The sequence below is a fragment of the Gulosibacter sp. genome, from assembly GCF_052090685.1.
Lineage (GTDB): Bacteria > Actinomycetota > Actinomycetes > Actinomycetales > Microbacteriaceae > Gulosibacter.
Genome location: NZ_JBQDBE010000016.1, coordinates 53,860 through 70,629, shown reverse-complemented (window position 1 = coordinate 70,629; position 16,770 = coordinate 53,860). Strand labels below are relative to the sequence as shown.

The following is a 16,770-nucleotide window of genomic DNA, read 5'->3' as shown; positions in this document are numbered from 1 at the left end:
CCGCATTACTTACGAATGTGGCGTCCCTCATAAGCCGGAGCAAGCGCATCCACGGCATCCCCGACCCGGTGCACCCGAAGGTCATTCGTGGACCCGGGAACCCCTGGCGGAGTACCAGCGACAATGACAACTTTGTCGCCACGCTTCGCTTTACCGCTCCCCAACAAATGCTCATCGACCTGGATAAACATTTCGTCGGTGTGCGTCACTCGCTCAACGAGGTGGGAGTTCACACCCCAATACAGATTCATGCGGCGACGGATCGACTCACGCGGTGTGAAGCCGATTACCGGAATCTTGGGGCGCAGCCGCGACATCCGGCGAACCGAGTCCCCCGACTCGGTGAACACGCAGTAGAACTTCGCGCCAAGGAACTCGCCAACCTCGGTCGCGGCGAGCGTCAGCACACCACCCTGGGTAAACGGCTTCGTGCCGAGCGGCGGGATACGCTCGAGCCCGTGTTCTTCGGTGGCACCAATGATTCGTGCCATCGTCTCCACCGTGATAATCGGATACTGACCGACGCTGGTTTCGCCCGAAAGCATGAGCGCATCCGCACCGTCGAGGACCGCATTCGCGCAGTCGGATGCTTCCGCGCGGGTCGGACGCGGATTGGAGATCATCGTCTCGAGCATCTGCGTGGCGACAATTACCGGTTTCGCGCGTCGACGAGCCAGTTCGATCGCACGCTTCTGCACAATCGGCACCTGCTCGAGTGGCAATTCCACGCCCAGGTCGCCGCGCGCGACCATGATGCCGTCAAAGGCATCCACGATCTCAGCAAGGTTGTCTACTGCCTGCGGCTTCTCGATCTTGGCGATGACCGGAAGGCGCGTGCCCTCTTCGTCCATGATCTCGTGGACGCGGTGAATGTCTTCCGCGTTCCGCACGAAGGACAGCGCGATTACGTCAGCGCCGATTCGGATCGCCCAGCGCAGATCCTCTTCATCCTTTTCGCTCAGTGCGGGGACGTTCACCGCAACGCCGGGGAGGTTGATGCCCTTGTTATTCGAAACGGGCCCGGCGACTTCGACGCGCGTGGTGACCGTGGTTTCATCCACTTCAATTGCGCGGAGCGTCACACGACCGTCGTCGACGAGTAGCGGGTCGCCGGGACGAACGTCCGCGGGCAGGCCCTTGAATGTGGTGCCCACGATCTCACGATTACCAATAATGTCTTGGTTGGTGATCTTGAAGATATCGCCCTCGTTGAGGTCGTATGGAGCGCCATCGTCGAAGCGACCGAGTCGAATCTTTGGCCCCTGGAGGTCGGCGAGTACCGCGACCGGAAGTTGCAGGTCCTCCGAAACCTGTCGCACCAGCTGATAGTTCGCGGAGTGGACGGTGTGGTCACCGTGGCTCAGGTTGAATCGGGTGACATTCACTCCGGCACTAATAAGCCCACGAATTCCTTCAAGACTTGAAACAGCGGGGCCAAGCGTGGCCACAATTTTTGCACGTCGAGACAAGATCGGTTCTCCGTTCTATGCAGGTATCCTGCGATCCTTCGATAGATTCCGGACCACGGCAGCTATTGTGCCCGCTATTGGTTACCGGAATGTAGACAGGACTAGTTGCTTGATTTAGCGGATGAGTCTTCAGAGTCAGCTGGGTCAGCCGAAATGTTCTGCTCGGTTGCGGAATTGTCCTCCGCGTCGGCATCATCGGTCGGTTCATCGACCTGGGGTTCTTCGTCGCTCAACTCCGCAGCCGGTTCTTCCGCAGACTCTGCGTCCTCCGACGCATCCGCCTCGCTGTCATTCTCCGGCGTATCGGCCTCGTTGTCGTCCTCGGATTTCGCGTTGCTTTCGGATGCTTCCGCAGCTTCCTCGCTTTCCTCAGTCCAGACGTGGTCGTCGGCGTATACCGAAAGCTCGGTCTTGGGGAATCGGCGCGTTTGCACGACGAAGAGGACAAGACCGATGATCACCATGACGAGTGCGCCGAAGACGTTTGAGCGCATTCCAAGGATGACTTCCGAATAGTCGAGCCGGATCGATTCGATCATCATGCGACCAATGCCGTACCAGATGAGGTACACCGCGAGCGTCTTGCCCCAGCGCATCCTGAAGAATCGCTCGAGCACAAGAATCAGCAGGACACCAATGACATTCCAGATGAGTTCGTAGAGGAAGGTCGGGTGGAAGAGCGTTCCAGCCGGGAGCCCCTCAGGGATCGCGGCATTCGTTGGTGGGATCTCGAGTCCCCACGGTAGGTCGGTGGGCCAACCAAAGAGCTCATGATTGAACCAGTTGCCGAGTCGGCCAATCGCCTGGGCAAGCAGCAAACCGGGCGCAACCGCATCCGCGAAACTCAGAAATCGGATGCCCTTAACCCGGCATGCGATATACGAACCAATCGCACCACCGATGAGCGCTCCGATAATCGCATTGCCGCCCTCCCAGATCGCGAAGATCCGCCAGAACTCGGCACCCTCGTAGAAGTAGTCCCCCGGGTGGGTAAACACGTGGTACAGGCGGGCGCCGAGAAGTCCGAGCAGTACCGCGGGGATGACGATGTCAATGAGCACCCACGGTTCCGCACCGCGAGCGACCATGCGTCGGTTCGTCCAAACCATGGCCACAACCATGCCCACGACAATGATGAGTGCGTAGACGTGGAAGGTGAAGGGGCCGATAGAGAAAGAGGCCCAATCAAGCGGTGGCGAGGGGATGGATGCCGGAGCGAGATTCACGTACTAGTTCCCTGTTCTTTCTGCTTGGACCAGACCTTCAGCGAGCGACCGGGTCGTTTCTGCCAGCGCGTCGACTCCGCCCTCGCCAAGTGCGCGGACGAGTGCCGAACCAACAATGGCACCCTCGGCGTATTCAAGCACGCCACGAACCTGGTCCCCCGTGGAGATTCCGATTCCAACGCAGGCGTATTCGCATCCGAGCGCGTGAAGTCGGTCTGCGAGCACGCGCGCGGCACGGTCAACGTCTCGACGGGCTCCCGTGACGCCCATCGTCGAAACCGTGTACACGAAGCCTCGGGACTGTTCGATGATCGTCTTGAGCCGTTCATCGCTCGAGGTGGGTGCTGCAAGGAATACGCGATCGAGATTGTGCTTATCCGCCGCAGCAATCCATTCCGCAGCCTCATCGGGGATGAGGTCGGGGGTGATCGCACCCGCGCCGCCCGCGGCCGCAAGATCGGCGGCATACTGCTCAACGCCGTGCTGCAGGATGAGATTGAAGTAACTCATGACCAGGATGGGAACATCGACTTCCGCACGGACGCGGCGGATCGCTTCAAATACCTGATCGACGTGAAACCCCGCCGTAAGCGCTTGCTGACAGGCCGCTTGGATGATCGGGCCGTCCATCACCGGGTCGGAATAGGGCACACCAAACTCGATAATGTCGACGCCGTTGCGCGCCATCGTGATGGCAGCCTCAACCGATTCCTCGAATGTGGGAAATCCGACCGGGAGGTAACCGATGAGTGCACCGCGACCCTCGGCCCGCAGTCGGGCCAGCGTGGACTCAACTGGTGAATCGGTATTCGTCACTGTTCATCACCCACGACTTTGTTTGCGTCGCCCAACTTGAAGTAATTCATGGCAGTTTCCATGTCCTTGTCTCCTCGACCTGAGAGCGTCACGACAATGGTCGCTTCCGGTCCGAGTTCACGTCCGAGGTCGATCGCACCAGCGAGTGCGTGCGCGGACTCAATCGCGGGAATAATGCCCTCGGTTTGCGAGAGCAGCCGCATGGCGGTCATCGTGTCGGCATCGTTCGCACCGCGATACTCGACGCGGCCCGTGGACTGCAGCCAAGAGTGAGCCGGGCCAACACCCGAATAATCGAGCCCCGCTGAAATGGAGTGGGACTCGATCGTCTGACCGTCAGCATCCTGCAGGAGCTTGGTTTTTGCGCCGTGTAGCACGCCGGTTCGGCCGCGGTTCATCGTTGCCGCGTGCCGGTCGGTGTGGAGTCCTTCGCCGTACGCTTCAATGCCGTACAGGCCAACGGATTTGTCATCGAGGAACGCCTCGAAAGTACCAATCGCATTGGACCCACCGCCGACACAGGCAACCACCGCATCCGGAAGCTTGCCCGTTTGCGTGAGAATCTGCTCGCGCGCTTCCTCGCCAATGACCTGCTGCAGGTCACGGACGAGCCCAGGGAATGGATGCGGGCCAGCTGCGGTGCCGAAAATATAGCTGGTCTCAGCCACGTTTGCGACCCAGTCGCGGAAGGCTTCGTTGATGGCATCCTTGAGCGTGCGGGATCCCGCGGCCACCGAAATTACTTCCGCACCGAGCAGCCGCATTCGCGCGACGTTAAGCGCCTGACGCTCAATGTCGACGGCACCCATGTAGACCGTGCAGTCGAGGCCGAACATGGCCGCCGCGGTTGCGGTAGCCACACCGTGCTGCCCGGCTCCGGTCTCTGCGATCACACGAGTCTTGCCGAGGCGCTTGGTGAGCAGTGCTTGACCGAGCACATTGTTGATTTTGTGTGAACCGGTGTGGTTGAGATCTTCTCGTTTGAGGAAGATCCGCGCACCGCCAGCGTGCTGCGAGAATCGCGTCGCTTCGGTCAGGAGCGAGGGACGTCCGGCATAGTTCTGAAGCAGGTCATCGAGTTCATCGAGGAAGACTTGGTCCTGTTTTGCCGCCTCCCACTCCGTGTTGAGATCATCGAGCGCGGCGATGAGGCTTTCGGGGACGAAACGTCCACCGAACTCCCCAAAGTACGGTCCCTGGGTATTGCGATATTGGGTCACGTTATGCCTGTAGGAATTCTTTGATTGTTTCTTCGGGGTTGTTTCCGGTCACGAGTGCTTCGCCAACCAAGACTGCGTCGGCACCGGCATCGCGGTACGCGCGCACATGTTCGGGCTTCAGCACCGCGGATTCGGCAACCTTTACAACACCAGCTGGGTATTCCGGCGCGAGTTCGCCGAAGAGTTCGGGGTGCATCTCGAAAGTCTTGAGATCTCGAGCGTTCACACCGAGCACCTTCGCGTCCACATCAAGTCCACGCTTGAATTCATCACGCGTGTGCGCCTCAATGAGTGCGGTCATGCCGAGCTCTTCCGCAAATTGCTTGAGTCGTGCCAGTAGGGGTTGCTCAAGGCTCGCCACGATGAGCAGGATGAGATCGGCACCGGCGGCCCGGGCTTCAAGGATCTGGTACTCCTCACCAATGAACTCCTTGCGCAAGACCGGGATCGACACCGCGCCTCGCACCGCCCGGAGATCATCAAGCGAACCGAGAAACTGTCGTTCTTCGGTCAGCACGCTAATGGCCGCGGCACCGCCCGCCTCGTAGAGCGATGCCAGCTCTGCAGGGTCCGGGATATTCGCGAGCCGACCTCGTGAGGGGCTCGCGCGTTTCACTTCGGCGATGATGTTGATCAGCTCGTGACGGGACAGGGCGGCTACCGCATCAAGCGCGGGGCTCTGCGCGAGCGCAAGCCGTTCCACCTCTGCGGTCGGCACGTCCGTGCGGCGACGTGCGGCATCCTCGAGTGACCCTCGTAATAGGGCATCGAGCATGCTTAGTGACCGTGTCCCTTCGGGCCAAGGCCGAGTGCCTTCAAAATGGGCCATGCGAGTGCACCAACAACAACTGCCCCGACACCGATGTAGGTCACGATGTCGCTTGCCAAGAACAAGCCCACGGTTCCAACGGTGAAGCCGAGGATCATGATCGTCACGCCGATCCAACCCGCAACGGAGTTACCCTCGTCCTCGACGTGATAACGCGAAAGCACAACTTGCTTGTCTGACATGCCATGACTCCTTACTCGGCGGGTGTACCGACTCAGTCTAACGGTGGTTTTGGTTCTCGTCTTCGCTCTCGGTCGGGTCGTCGCCTTCCGAGAGGGCATCCCATTGCGAAACACGATCGTTTTCTTCAATGATCGTGGGGGTGCCATCTTCGCTCAGTCGTGTTCTGCTGTACTTTCTGCCGGTAGTCGGCCACCGGTGTGCGGTGGCCAGCACCAATGCACCGATGATGGCGATACCGATACCGGCGATGAGGGCAACGACCGACCAAAAGGTGGTGGTGATCTGCCCCTGCGCAATGATTTCCCGTACGCCAGCCTCGTCAGTAATCGCACTGAATTGTCGAATCTCGGCGCCGAAACCGGCGGCAGGATCGGACATCGCAACGCCAGCGGCGATTGCTGCGCCCACCCCGAGAACGACGGTGAGTGCAGCAATGACGTAGCGGAATACTCGCCCTGCAATTGCAAGTGCGCCAACTGCGGCCAATGTGGCGAGCGCAAACGCCATGATCGCGGTTCCGGAGTCGCCACCGGAGTGGGTGAAGTCCTGATCGAACTCGCTCGTTGAGAGGGACAGCACAGCCCACGGCTGTGTCAGGCTCAGCATCGCCAAGCCAGCGAAGAGCAACCCGCCGAATAGTGAGAGCCGTTTGAGTTGCTTACCGCTCAATCGAAGCGTTTCCCTCTTGGTCGGCACCAGCGTCCGAACCGGTATCACCAGCAGCGTTGAAGCACACGGCGAGGGGATCTGAATCCCAGCAGGTTCGCGTGTTGAGGTGGCACGCGGCGCCAACCTGGTCGACACCGAGCAGGATGGTATCCGCGTCGCAGTCTGCTTGAAAGCTCATCACTTGCTGGGTGTGACCGGAGGTATCGCCCTTTCGCCACAGTTCCCCGCGGGAGCGCGACCAGTACACCGCGCGGCGAGTGGTGAGGGTTTCGCGGATCGATGCTTCGTTCATCCAGGCGAGCATAAGGACTTCACCCGTGTCCCACTGCTTTGCGATCGCGGCTACGAGTCCTCGATCATCAAAGGTGAGCGCCGAGATGATCTCATCAACCTCGCTGGTGGTGACTTCGGTGACCTCACGCATTATTGGCGCCTCGACGAACCGAAAGCCCTTCACGCTCGAGTGCATCCTTGACATCCCCAACGGACATTTCGCCGTAGTGGAAGACGCTCGCCGCCAGCACCGCGTCGGCGCCGGCCTTGATCGCCGGAGCGAAGTGCTCGAGGGCGCCGGCGCCACCCGAGGCGATCACCGGCACGGTGGCCACCTCACGCACGCGAGTAATGAGTTCAAGATCGTAGCCGTCTTTAGTGCCGTCAGCGTCCATTGAATTCACGAGCAACTCGCCCGCGCCGCGTTCGCCGACCTCGCGAGCCCAGGCAATCGCATCCAACTCGGATTCTTGTCGGCCACCGTGCGTGGTGACGACGAAACCGGAGGGCATGCGGTCGGAACGTTTGATATCGAGCGACAAAACAAGCACCTGGGCCCCGAATTTGCTGGCGATATCGTCGATGAGTTCGGGCCGTGCAATGGCGGCCGAGTTCACCCCGACCTTGTCAGCGCCTGAGGCGAGCAACTTCGTGACGTTCTCGACCGAACGGACGCCACCGCCGACGGTGAGCGGCACAAAGACCCGTTCAGCAGTGCGGGTGACGAGGTCATAGGTGGTCGAGCGGTTGTCGCTCGTTGCCGTGACGTCAAGGAAGGTGATTTCGTCGGCTCCGTCAGCCGCATACTTGGTGGCGAGCTCGACAGGGTCGCCAGCGTCACGCAGGTTGAGAAAGTTGACGCCCTTGACGACTCGACCGTCGGCCACGTCGAGGCAGGGAATGATTCGCACTGCAAGCGAGGATTCGGTAGCCACGGCCATCACATCCGTGCCGCTTGGAGCGCGGTCACCAAGATTGCCCGCGCGCCGATGGCGGAGAGTCGGTCCATGGTGCCGTTGAGGTCGCTTTGGGGCACGAGCGAACGCACGGCAACCCATTCGTCATCGTGCAGCGGCGAAACCGTGGGCGACTGGAAGCCCGGCGTAATAGCCATTGCTTCAGCCAGGTTCGACTGCGGGATGTCGTAATCCATGATGCTGTACCGGCGAGCGACGAGCACACCCTCGAGCCGCTTAATCAGCGTCTCGGCTGCGCCGACCTTTTCAGGAGTCGAGATGAGGATCGCGGTTGATTGCAGGATGGCTGGGCCGAAGATTTCGAGACCGGCTTGTCGCAGGGTGTTGCCAGTGGAGACCACGTCGGCCACCGCATCCGCCACCCCGAGCTGAATTGAAGACTCCACCGCGCCGTCGAGTTTGACCAGTTCCGCGTCGATCCCGCGTTCGCGGAAATACCGGCCAAGGAGGCCCACATAGCTGGTGGCGACACGCTTGCCGTTGAGATCGTTTACATCCGCGAAGTGTCCAGGAGGGCCGGCGAAGCGGAAGGTCGAGTCGCCGAACTCCAATGCGCGAATTTCTTCCGCGGTTGATTCCGAATCGAGCAGCATGTCGCGACCGGTGATACCGATGTCGAGCACGCCCTCCCCCACGTAGGTGGCGATGTCACGCGGGCGAATATAGAAGAACTCAACCCCGTTGTCCGGGTCGAGTGCGACCAGTTCGCGGTCATTGAGTCGGCCGCGATACCCGGCTTCGACCAGCATTTGGTTGGCAGTATCAGAAAGCATGCCCTTATTTGGCACTGCGATGCGAAGCAATTGATCCCCTTAGCGATGTGTGTGGGATGGATTAAAGAAACTTATAGACGTCGTTGAGCGAGTAGCCCTTGGCGATCATCATGACCTGCAAATGGTAGATCAGCTGGGCCATCTCTTCTTGGCATTCCTCGTCGGTTTCGTACTCGGCGGCCATCCACGTTTCGGCGGCTTCTTCGACGAGCTTCTTGCCAATGAAATGAACTCCGCGATCCAATTCCGCGACCGTGCCGGAACCTTCCGGGCGGTTGATGGCTTTATCTGAGAGCTCAGCAAATAGTGATTCGAACGTCTTCACCCTGCCAGCCTAGTGCCGATTCAGTGTGCGTGTTGCCCGGCCAAGGTGCGCAGCTGTGCAATTTGGTCAGCGGGATCGCCTCGGAATACCGCAGAGCCCGCAACGAAAGTATCCGCTCCGGCCTCAGCAGCCATGCCAATCGTGTCTTGCGAAACGCCGCCGTCCACCTGCAACCAAATCTCCGACTCGTGCTTGCGGGCCCATTCGCGAGCCTGGCGTAGTTTCGGCATGGTTTCGGGCATGAATTTCTGCCCGCCGAAGCCCGGTTCCACCGTCATAATGAGCAGCTGATCAAAGTGCTCGAGCAGTTCTTCAATCTGGTTGAAGGGGGTCCCGGGTCGCAGCGCAACCCCGGCACGCGCTCCTCGTTCCCGGACGCTGCGCGCCAGCGTGGCGGGAGCGGTCGCCGCCTCGAGGTGGAAAGTGACCGAGAACACGCCCATTTCGGCGAACTGCGGCGCCCAGTGATCCGGATTATTAATCATCAAGTGCAGGTCAAGCGGGATTGGTGAGACCTCTTGCAAGCGCGCCACCATGGGCTGTCCGAACGTGAGGTTCGGCACGAAATGATTGTCCATGATGTCGACGTGGGCGGCGTCCGCGGTTTGGATTCGCCCTAACTCGCGCTCAAAATTCGCGAAATCGGCGGCGAGGATCGAGGGATTGATGCGAACGTCGGTCATGCGTTTTCCTTAGGGGATGTCGGCTGTTTCTTCATTAGTGTCAGGAACATGGCATCCGTGCCGTGGCGATGCGGCCATAGTTGCACCGCATTGCCATCGCCCACGGGAATACCGGTGATGTCGAGGGTGGGTGCGAGTTGCTCGCAGATGGCCTTGCTGTCGAGCACCGTGACTCCGCCGAGTCGATGCGCTCGACGCACGACGCCCACCGTTTCGGCTGGATGCGGAGAGCAGGTCACATAGGCAACGATGCCTCCGGGTTTCAACGCAACAATGGCGGCGTCGAGGAGTTCTTCTTGTAACGCGCTCAGTTCCGCAACGTCGCTCGGTTGTTTTCGCCAGCGAGCTTCGGGGCGGCGTCGAAGTGCGCCAAGCCCGGTGCAGGGCGCGTCAACCAGGATGCGGTCAAACGATCCTGGTTCGTCGCCAAAGGTACGGCCGTCTCGTTCGGTGACGGGCAGCGTGTCCGCGTCCCCCAACGGACGGAGTGCTTGACGCACGAGTTTTGCTCGCGCGGGAATCACTTCATTCGCTTGGAACCGAGCCCCGGCATTGATTACTTCGGCCGCTAGGAGGGCAGATTTCCCGCCGGGTCCGGCACACATATCGAGTACGCGTTCATGCTTCGAAAGCGGCGACACCCGGCTCAGTGCGAGCGCGACCAACTGCGAGCCGGCATCCTGCACTCGCACCGCGCCCGCACGCACCTCATCGAGGTCGCTGGGGTCGCCACCGGCGAGTCGCAGCGCGACTGGTGATGCCGCCTCAGGCGTGAGGAGGTCAGGATGCGCGCTGCGCACGTCATCCCGATCGGCGAAACCCGGTAGCGCGACAAGCTGCACCAGCGGTGAAACATTGTTCGCGGCGATGGCAGCCTCAAGTTCTGATTCCCGGTCTTCGAGCGCGAGTGCCTCACGGAGCGCTCGAGCGATCCAAGTGGGATGTGCGGCAAGCAGTGCCGTGCGTTCGAGCTCTCCCTTGGCCGAGTCCGCGACGCGCGTCTGCCAAGTCTCGAGATCCACTTCGGCGATACGTCGAAGGTTCGCATTAACAAAACCGCTCGGGCCTCGCCCAGCCTTCCGTGACACTGCCTTGACCGTCTCATTCACCGCCGCATGAGTTGCCACTCGCGTCGCGAGTATCTGGTGTGCGCCAAGCTGCAGAGCCGCGCGAGCGAGCAAATCCACTTCGGCAACCGACCGCTTTGCGACGATTTCGATGATCGCATCGTAAAAGCCTGACATCCGCAGGGTGCCGTAGGTGAGTTCTGTGGCAAGCCCGGCATCCGCCGTGCTCAAGCGCGCTTCGCTGAGCTTATGCGGCAAGAGCAGGTTGGCGTACGCGTCGTCCTCTGCCACTGCGAGGAGCACCTCGAGGGCAATGTCGCGCGCGCCGGGTCGAGCTGGCGGGCGAGCACCTCGGGAGTTGCGCGCGTTCCTGGAACGCGGCGCTCCCGATCCGGTTGGTCTCCGACTTCCGTTCATCCCAGTCGCACCCCTTCGTCCTGCACTCCGCGAAGCCAATCGCTGGCCACCATTGCTTTCTTCCCGGCGGGTTGCACTTCCAACAGTTCGAGTGCGCCGGTTCCGCAGCCAATCAGCACTTGTCGATCACGCAGCTGGACTTCGCCGGGTGGGAGGTCCGTGGCGTCGGCGATTCCTACCCGATGAATTTTGAACCGTTCGCCCTTCCAGGTGGTTGCTGCGCCCGGGTCCGGGGTGACACCCCGAATACGAGCGTGCAGCGATGTCGCGCTGTCATGCCAATCAATGAACCCGTCGGCGGTTCCAAGCTTTGCGGCGTGGGTGGCAGGGCCATCCTGTGCCCTCGCAACGGCGCTGCCGGCTGCGATCTGCGTGACCGTGTCCAGGACGTCACTGACCCCTTCGGCTGCGAGTCGAGTGAGCAGTTCACGCGCGGTCTCATCGGCACCGATAGCCACCGGGCGATTAACGAAGGTGGGACCCGTGTCGAGGCCTGCCTCCAGTTGAAAGACCGCGACTCCGGTTTCCTTATCACCGGCCATGATGGCCCGCTGTACCGGCGCGGCACCGCGCCAGCGCGGCAGGAGCGAAAAATGCAGGTTGATCCAGCCATCACGCGGACCGCTCAGGAGTGGCTCGCGGATAATTCCGCCGTACGCCACCACGACCCCGAGCTCCGGTTCGGCGGCAAGGATGCTCGCGGTCACCTCATCGTCAATTCGATTGGCTTTAAGCACCGGCAACCCGAGTGCTTCCGCGCGCGCCGCGACCGGTGACGGAAAAACCCGGCGCTTGCGACCGGCCGAAGCGTCCTCTCGGGTCAGCACGACCACGATTACGTGACCAGCTTCGACGAGTCCCTCAAGTGTTGGGACTGCCGCGTCTGGGGTGCCGGCAAAGGCGATACGCATGAAACCTCCTGTGTCTCTTTGATCGTACGCGGACGTCAGAACACGTCGTGCGGGTCAAGTTTGACTCGCAAAGTGGACGCTGGACTCGCGCGACCTGCACTGCGACGTTTAGAGGCTGCAGATCTCGTCACGAGCTCGCTCTTGAGCGCCTCCGCAATGAGTTGCCCGGTTTGGTAGGGGAAGCGAATCACCGCACGCTGTAGGTTACCGTCCTCTTCGTCTGGCACCGGGCCGAGCACGTGCAGCCCGGCGGGGTCGAGGTCTCGCAGGCGACGAAGGGCCCCGTCGACCTCATCTTCGCTGCCGCGAATTGTGCCAATGCGAATGGCTGGCGGGAAATCCAAGGTACGCCGCTCATCCAACTCAAAATCGATAAATCGTTCCTGCTGCCAATCCCGGAGTGCCTGGAGTGGTGGCGAAGCGGCACCGGTCACGATGACCGGTGCACCGTCTGCAACCAGCGCCGCGGTGTTCGACCAGCCTCGCAGCGCATCAACGACCGCATCGAGCGATTCGCGGGCAAGCGCACCCTCAGTATCAAGCAGCAGGATGGCCCGGTAGCCGTTCGGGGCCACCGGTTCGGCACCGCGGGTGGAGATGACCAGTGCCCGCTCTTCGGCGATTTCAAGCAGTCGTTTTTCGCCATCGGCAACGATCACCTTGACGCCGGGAAATGCTCGGCCAAGTTCCTCAGCGGTGCGTTCGTGGCCAACGCTCGTGCTTCGCAATCGTTCACCACCGCATTCGGGGCAGCGCCAAGCCGCGTGCACCTGCCCGCACACGGTGCAACCGGGTGCGGCGTGTGCGCTTCGCTGACCGAGTGGTCCCGCGCAGTGTGAGCATCGAGCCGCGGTACGACATTGTGCGCAGGCAAGTCCGGGCCGGTAACCAGATCGTCCCACCTGCACGAGGACAGGACCCTGTGCCGAACCCTCCCGTGCAGCACGCCAGGCGGCTTCGGGGATGCGGGCCGCTTGCGCAAGCGGGTCGTCGTTCATGGTTGCAATTGCCGGAATAATTCGCGGTCGGTGCGGTCGTTGGAGGGTGACTTCGCGCAACCACCCGGCGCGAACCAGGCGTCGAGTTTCCAGTGAAGGTGAGTGGCTCGCGAGAATCATGCCCGTGCCTTCTTGTTGACTGCGCATGAGGGCGACTTCACGAGCGTGTGCGTAGGGCGCGTGCGGTTCTCGGAAGGATTCATCGGCGTCGTCCCACATCACGATGAGTCCGAGATTGGTTGCGGGTGCGTAGACGGCGGCCCGATTGCCGATAATCACCTGCGGAATGGGTTCGAGTGCCCGAAGGAATTCTTCGTATCGCGGTTTGGGTTTGAGCCGCCCGTCGAATACCCGGATGAGTGACTCCGGTATCCGTTCTCGCAGTGGTCGAAGGGCCAGATCGAGATCGCGGAAATCGGGCAGCAGCAGCAGCACCGAGCGACCTGCGGCAAGCGTGCCTGCGGCAATATCGGCGAGGGATACGAGCGGTCGCGGTACGCCTTCAGTCATGCCTGTCGCAACCCGCAGCGACGCTCGGTTTCCAGGCTCCCCAGCGCAAAGCTCCATGGCTGCATCACCGTATGCGGCCGTGAGCGTGGTGGCGTCGAATGCAACGCGCTCACGGTGCTGCACACGCGCGGCGCGCTCCCCTGTTTCATCCGCGAACCACTCTGTCTCGAGCTTTACGGATCGAGCAGGAATGGCCAGCCTGAGGACATCCGACATTGTTCCGGCCTGCCGATCAGCGACGTCGCGTGCGAGCTTCGCGATCGGTCGAGTGAGCACCGGCACAGGAGATTCGATGGTATCGAGGGCTGCGAGCCGCCCCGAATACTCGGGGGTCTCGGCGGTGTCCAGCACATAGCCGCGCAGAATCCTGCCGCCGGTTCGAAGCGGCACCTTGACGCGCATTCCAGCCGCAACCTCGCCACGAAGCACGGGCGGGATCTCGTACTCAAATATTCGGTCGAGTTGGGGCAACGGGGAATCGAGTACCACCCGCGCAATCCTGTGCTCAGCACTCGCCGACTCGCCGAGCATCGCTACCTGATTGCAGCGCGTAGCGCTTCGACTCGGTCCGTGCGCTCCCACGTAAATTCGGGAAGTTCTCTGCCGAAGTGACCGTATGCCGAGGTGAGCGAATAAATCGGTCGGTTGAGGTCAAGGTCGCGAATAATCGCGCCGGGTCGAAGATCAAAGACGTCTTTTACGGCGTTGACGATCTGCTCCGGTTCCACAGTGTGCGTGCCGAACGTTTCGCAGTACAAGCCAACAGGCTCTGCCGAACCGATTGCATAGGCAACTTGGAACTCGACGCGCTTGGCAAAGCCCGCAGCGACGACGTTCTTCGCAACCCAGCGCATAGCGTATGCCGCAGAGCGGTCCACCTTCGATGGGTCTTTGCCGGAGAATGCACCGCCACCGTGCCGAGCCATGCCGCCATAGGTGTCGACAATGATCTTGCGACCAGTGAGTCCCGCATCCGCAGCCGGGCCGCCGAGCACAAACGGCCCGGCGGGGTTGATGAACGTCTTCAGCCCGCTCACGTCGAGGTCGACTCGCGACAGCACGACATCGATTACCTCACGCTGTATGTCTGCTTCAAGCTGACTCCGCGTGACATGTGCGTCATGCTGCGTGGAGACGACCACGGTTTCTACCGTGCGCGGAATATCGCCCTCGTAGCCGATCGTGACCTGGGTCTTCCCGTCTGGGCGCAGATAGCTCAGGACCCCCGACTTTCGTACCTCGGTGAGTCGCTCCGCGAGACGGTGCGCCAGCCAGATTGGAACTGGCATGAGTTCGGCGGTTTCATCGGTTGCGTAACCGAACATGATGCCCTGGTCACCGGCGCCGAGCTTGGCAATTTCGTCATCGCTTTGCTGATCGCGGTGCTGCAGCGAGGTCTCCACCCCGGAAGCAATCTCGGCCGACTGCTCACCGATCGATACCGAAACGCCGCAGAGGTTACCGTCAAACCCGAAATCGCTCGACACGTAGCCGATGCCGGTAATGATGTTGCGGACAATACCCGGAATATCTGCATAGCCGGCGGTGCGGATCTCCCCTGCCACGTGCACCTGGCCCGTGGTCACCAAGGTTTCCACGGCGATTCGAGAACTCGGATCCTGTTTGAGGAGGCTATCGAGGATGCCGTCGGAGATCTGGTCACAGATCTTGTCGGGGTGACCCTCGGTCACCGATTCGGAGGTAAATAGACGAAGCTCGGACATTATTGGCTCACTTTCCCTAGGAGTGCGCTGCCCTTGGCTCAGCGAGAGCACCAAAACAGCGTGGGAGGACTGGTGTGATGTGTTATTTGCTAGTCACGGTTTGCGACATCAAGGTTTGCAAGATCAAGAATGACATCAGCCACCGACAACTTGTCGCCGACAGCCTCGGATACGACTTCACCTGCCAGGTTGAGGATCTGAATCTCTGTCTCTTCGCGACCGAAACCGTGGTTCCAACCGACCCGGTTGAGCACGAGATAGTCGCATCCCTTGCGTGCGATCTTGGCTCGCGCAAGGTCAAGCCGCGCCGCTTCGTCTTCTTCCGTTTCGGCGGCGAAACCGACAATCAATTGATCCTGCGAACGGACCTCGACGAGGCTGCGGAGAATATCGGGATTCTTGACGAAAGTGAGCGTGAGGTCGTCGCCGGTGCTTTCTTTTTTGATCTTCCCCGCCTGCTCGTGCTCGGGCCGGAAGTCAGCGACCGCGGCCGCCATCACAATCATGCTATGACGCGGGGCAAGCTCGGCGCAGGCGTTCGCCATCTGCTGCGCACTTGACACCCGAATCACGTTGACATTCTCCGGTGGCTGCACTTCGATATTGGCGGCAACCAGAGTGACCTCGGCACCGCGTTCCGCGGCGCGTGCCGCGACGGCAACACCCTGCCGGCCCGAAGAGCGATTCCCGAGGAAGCGCACCGGGTCAATCGGCTCCCGGGTTCCTCCGGCGGTCACAAGAATGTCCTGACCGACGAGGTCCCGAGCTCGCTCAGCATCCTGCCGCTCACGAACGCCGCGGCGCGCCGCGGCGAGAATCGCGTTCACGATCTCATCGGTCTCGGCAAGCCGTCCGGGGCCCTCATCATTGCCCGTGAGCCGGCCAGAATCGGGGCCCACGAGCGTGACGCCACGCTCATCCAGTCGACTCGCATTCGCCTGAGTGGCGGGATGCTGCCACATTTCGGTGTGCATGGCAGGGGCCACGACAACCGGTGACCGAGACGCGAGGATGCTATTGGTGAGCAAATCATCCGCCATGCCGGCGGCGAGCTTCGCAATGGTATTTGCGGTCGCCGGAACCACGGCGATCACATCGGCCGACTGCCCGATCGAGACGTGCTGGACAGTGTCCACGTTCTCGTAGAGATCAGTCCGGATCGGATTGCGGCTGATGGCTTCGAGCGTTGGCGCACCAACAAAGCGCAGTGCCGATTCAGTGGCGATCACGTCCACGTGGTGTCCGAGGAGCACGAGCGAGCGAATGACCGAGACCGCCTTATACGCGGCAATGCCACCGGTTACGCCCACGACGATTCGCCAGGATGGCGCCTGCACTGCTGGTTCCGTCATTGCGGGTTATTCGGCCTCTGCGGGGCTCACGGTGTCCTCACCGAAATCGAGCAGATCCTCGGAAGCGTCATCTTCCAAGACGATTTCTGGTTTCGGATCCTGCATTACCAGCTTGTTCTCGTTAATTTCGCGCAGTGCGATCGAGAGGGGCTTGTCATCCACATTCGAGTCCACGAGCGGCCCGACGTTGTTGTAGATGGCACCGTCCTGCAGGTCGGTGTAGTAGTCGTTGATCTGACGTGCCCGCTTTGACGCGAAAATGACCAGTTGGTACTTGTTGTCTACCTGCTCGAGCAGGTCGTCAAGTGGCGGGTCAATGATGCCCTTTGGTTTCTCAATCATGCTGAA

The 16,770-nt window shown here is 61.1% G+C and carries 18 protein-coding genes; all 18 read right to left on the bottom strand.

Annotated features, from left to right (window positions below):
• Positions 1-5 precede the first annotated feature (5 nt).
• The 18 genes from pyk to rpoZ all read right to left on the bottom strand — a co-directional run bounded on the left by pyk (position 6) and on the right by rpoZ (position 16,764).
• Positions 6-1,469: a pyruvate kinase gene (pyk, locus tag ACTHXA_RS11290; RefSeq protein WP_441672395.1), complete on the bottom strand. Its 1,464-nt coding sequence runs from the start codon at positions 1,467-1,469 to the stop codon at positions 6-8.
• Positions 1,470-1,570: 101 nt separating this feature from the next.
• On the bottom strand, positions 1,571-2,695 hold the full coding sequence (lgt, locus tag ACTHXA_RS11285; protein WP_441672393.1) for a prolipoprotein diacylglyceryl transferase: 1,125 nt from the start codon (positions 2,693-2,695) through the stop codon (positions 1,571-1,573).
• Positions 2,696-2,698: 3 nt separating this feature from the next.
• A complete protein-coding gene (gene trpA / locus ACTHXA_RS11280; protein WP_441672391.1) occupies positions 2,699-3,511 on the bottom strand; it encodes a tryptophan synthase subunit alpha in 813 nt (270 codons plus the stop codon).
• Entirely contained in the window at positions 3,508-4,731 is a 1,224-nt protein-coding gene (gene trpB / locus ACTHXA_RS11275; RefSeq protein ID WP_441672389.1) for a tryptophan synthase subunit beta, read from the bottom strand. The genes trpA and trpB overlap by 4 nt, the downstream gene beginning before the upstream one ends.
• A gap of 1 nt (position 4,732) precedes the next feature.
• Positions 4,733-5,506, bottom strand: coding sequence for an indole-3-glycerol phosphate synthase TrpC (trpC, locus tag ACTHXA_RS11270; protein ID WP_441672387.1), 774 nt, complete (start codon positions 5,504-5,506; stop codon positions 4,733-4,735).
• 2 nt (positions 5,507-5,508) lie between these two features.
• Positions 5,509-5,742, bottom strand: coding sequence for an HGxxPAAW family protein (locus tag ACTHXA_RS11265; protein WP_441672385.1), 234 nt, complete (start codon positions 5,740-5,742; stop codon positions 5,509-5,511).
• Positions 5,743-5,779: 37 nt separating this feature from the next.
• Positions 5,780-6,412, bottom strand: coding sequence for a Trp biosynthesis-associated membrane protein (locus ACTHXA_RS11260; protein WP_441672383.1), 633 nt, complete (start codon positions 6,410-6,412; stop codon positions 5,780-5,782).
• The gene (hisI, locus tag ACTHXA_RS11255; protein ID WP_441672381.1) at positions 6,402-6,836 is read right to left on the bottom strand and encodes a phosphoribosyl-AMP cyclohydrolase; all 435 of its coding nucleotides are present in this window, start codon (positions 6,834-6,836) and stop codon (positions 6,402-6,404) included. The genes ACTHXA_RS11260 and hisI overlap by 11 nt, the downstream gene beginning before the upstream one ends.
• Positions 6,829-7,620 carry an imidazole glycerol phosphate synthase subunit HisF gene (gene hisF / locus ACTHXA_RS11250; RefSeq protein ID WP_441672379.1) on the bottom strand — a complete coding sequence of 264 codons (792 nt, stop codon included), beginning with the start codon at positions 7,618-7,620 and terminating at the stop codon, positions 6,829-6,831. Before hisF ends, hisI begins: the two co-directional genes overlap by 8 nt.
• A 5-nt stretch (positions 7,621-7,625) precedes the next feature.
• Entirely contained in the window at positions 7,626-8,465 is an 840-nt protein-coding gene (gene hisG / locus ACTHXA_RS11245; RefSeq protein ID WP_441672377.1) for an ATP phosphoribosyltransferase, read from the bottom strand.
• Between the two features lie 31 nt (positions 8,466-8,496).
• Positions 8,497-8,760, bottom strand: coding sequence for a phosphoribosyl-ATP diphosphatase (locus ACTHXA_RS11240; protein WP_441672375.1), 264 nt, complete (start codon positions 8,758-8,760; stop codon positions 8,497-8,499).
• A 20-nt stretch (positions 8,761-8,780) separates the two neighbouring features.
• Positions 8,781-9,443 carry a ribulose-phosphate 3-epimerase gene (gene rpe / locus ACTHXA_RS11235; protein WP_441672373.1) on the bottom strand — a complete coding sequence of 221 codons (663 nt, stop codon included), beginning with the start codon at positions 9,441-9,443 and terminating at the stop codon, positions 8,781-8,783.
• Positions 9,440-10,927, bottom strand: coding sequence for an RsmB/NOP family class I SAM-dependent RNA methyltransferase (locus ACTHXA_RS11230; protein ID WP_441672371.1), 1,488 nt, complete (start codon positions 10,925-10,927; stop codon positions 9,440-9,442). The genes rpe and ACTHXA_RS11230 overlap by 4 nt, the downstream gene beginning before the upstream one ends.
• The gene (gene fmt, locus ACTHXA_RS11225) at positions 10,924-11,838 is read right to left on the bottom strand and encodes a methionyl-tRNA formyltransferase (RefSeq protein ID WP_441672369.1); all 915 of its coding nucleotides are present in this window, start codon (positions 11,836-11,838) and stop codon (positions 10,924-10,926) included. Before fmt ends, ACTHXA_RS11230 begins: the two co-directional genes overlap by 4 nt.
• A 35-nt stretch (positions 11,839-11,873) precedes the next feature.
• Positions 11,874-13,835, bottom strand: coding sequence for a primosomal protein N' (locus tag ACTHXA_RS11220; RefSeq protein ID WP_441672367.1), 1,962 nt, complete (start codon positions 13,833-13,835; stop codon positions 11,874-11,876).
• 44 nt (positions 13,836-13,879) lie between these two features.
• The gene (metK, locus tag ACTHXA_RS11215) at positions 13,880-15,070 is read right to left on the bottom strand and encodes a methionine adenosyltransferase (RefSeq protein WP_441672365.1); all 1,191 of its coding nucleotides are present in this window, start codon (positions 15,068-15,070) and stop codon (positions 13,880-13,882) included.
• An 89-nt stretch (positions 15,071-15,159) separates the two neighbouring features.
• Complete coding sequence (gene coaBC, locus ACTHXA_RS11210) at positions 15,160-16,422, bottom strand: bifunctional phosphopantothenoylcysteine decarboxylase/phosphopantothenate--cysteine ligase CoaBC (RefSeq protein ID WP_441672363.1); 1,263 nt, start codon at positions 16,420-16,422, stop codon at positions 15,160-15,162.
• Between the two features lie 6 nt (positions 16,423-16,428).
• Complete coding sequence (gene rpoZ / locus ACTHXA_RS11205; RefSeq protein WP_441672361.1) at positions 16,429-16,764, bottom strand: DNA-directed RNA polymerase subunit omega; 336 nt, start codon at positions 16,762-16,764, stop codon at positions 16,429-16,431.
• Positions 16,765-16,770: the final 6 nt, after the last annotated feature.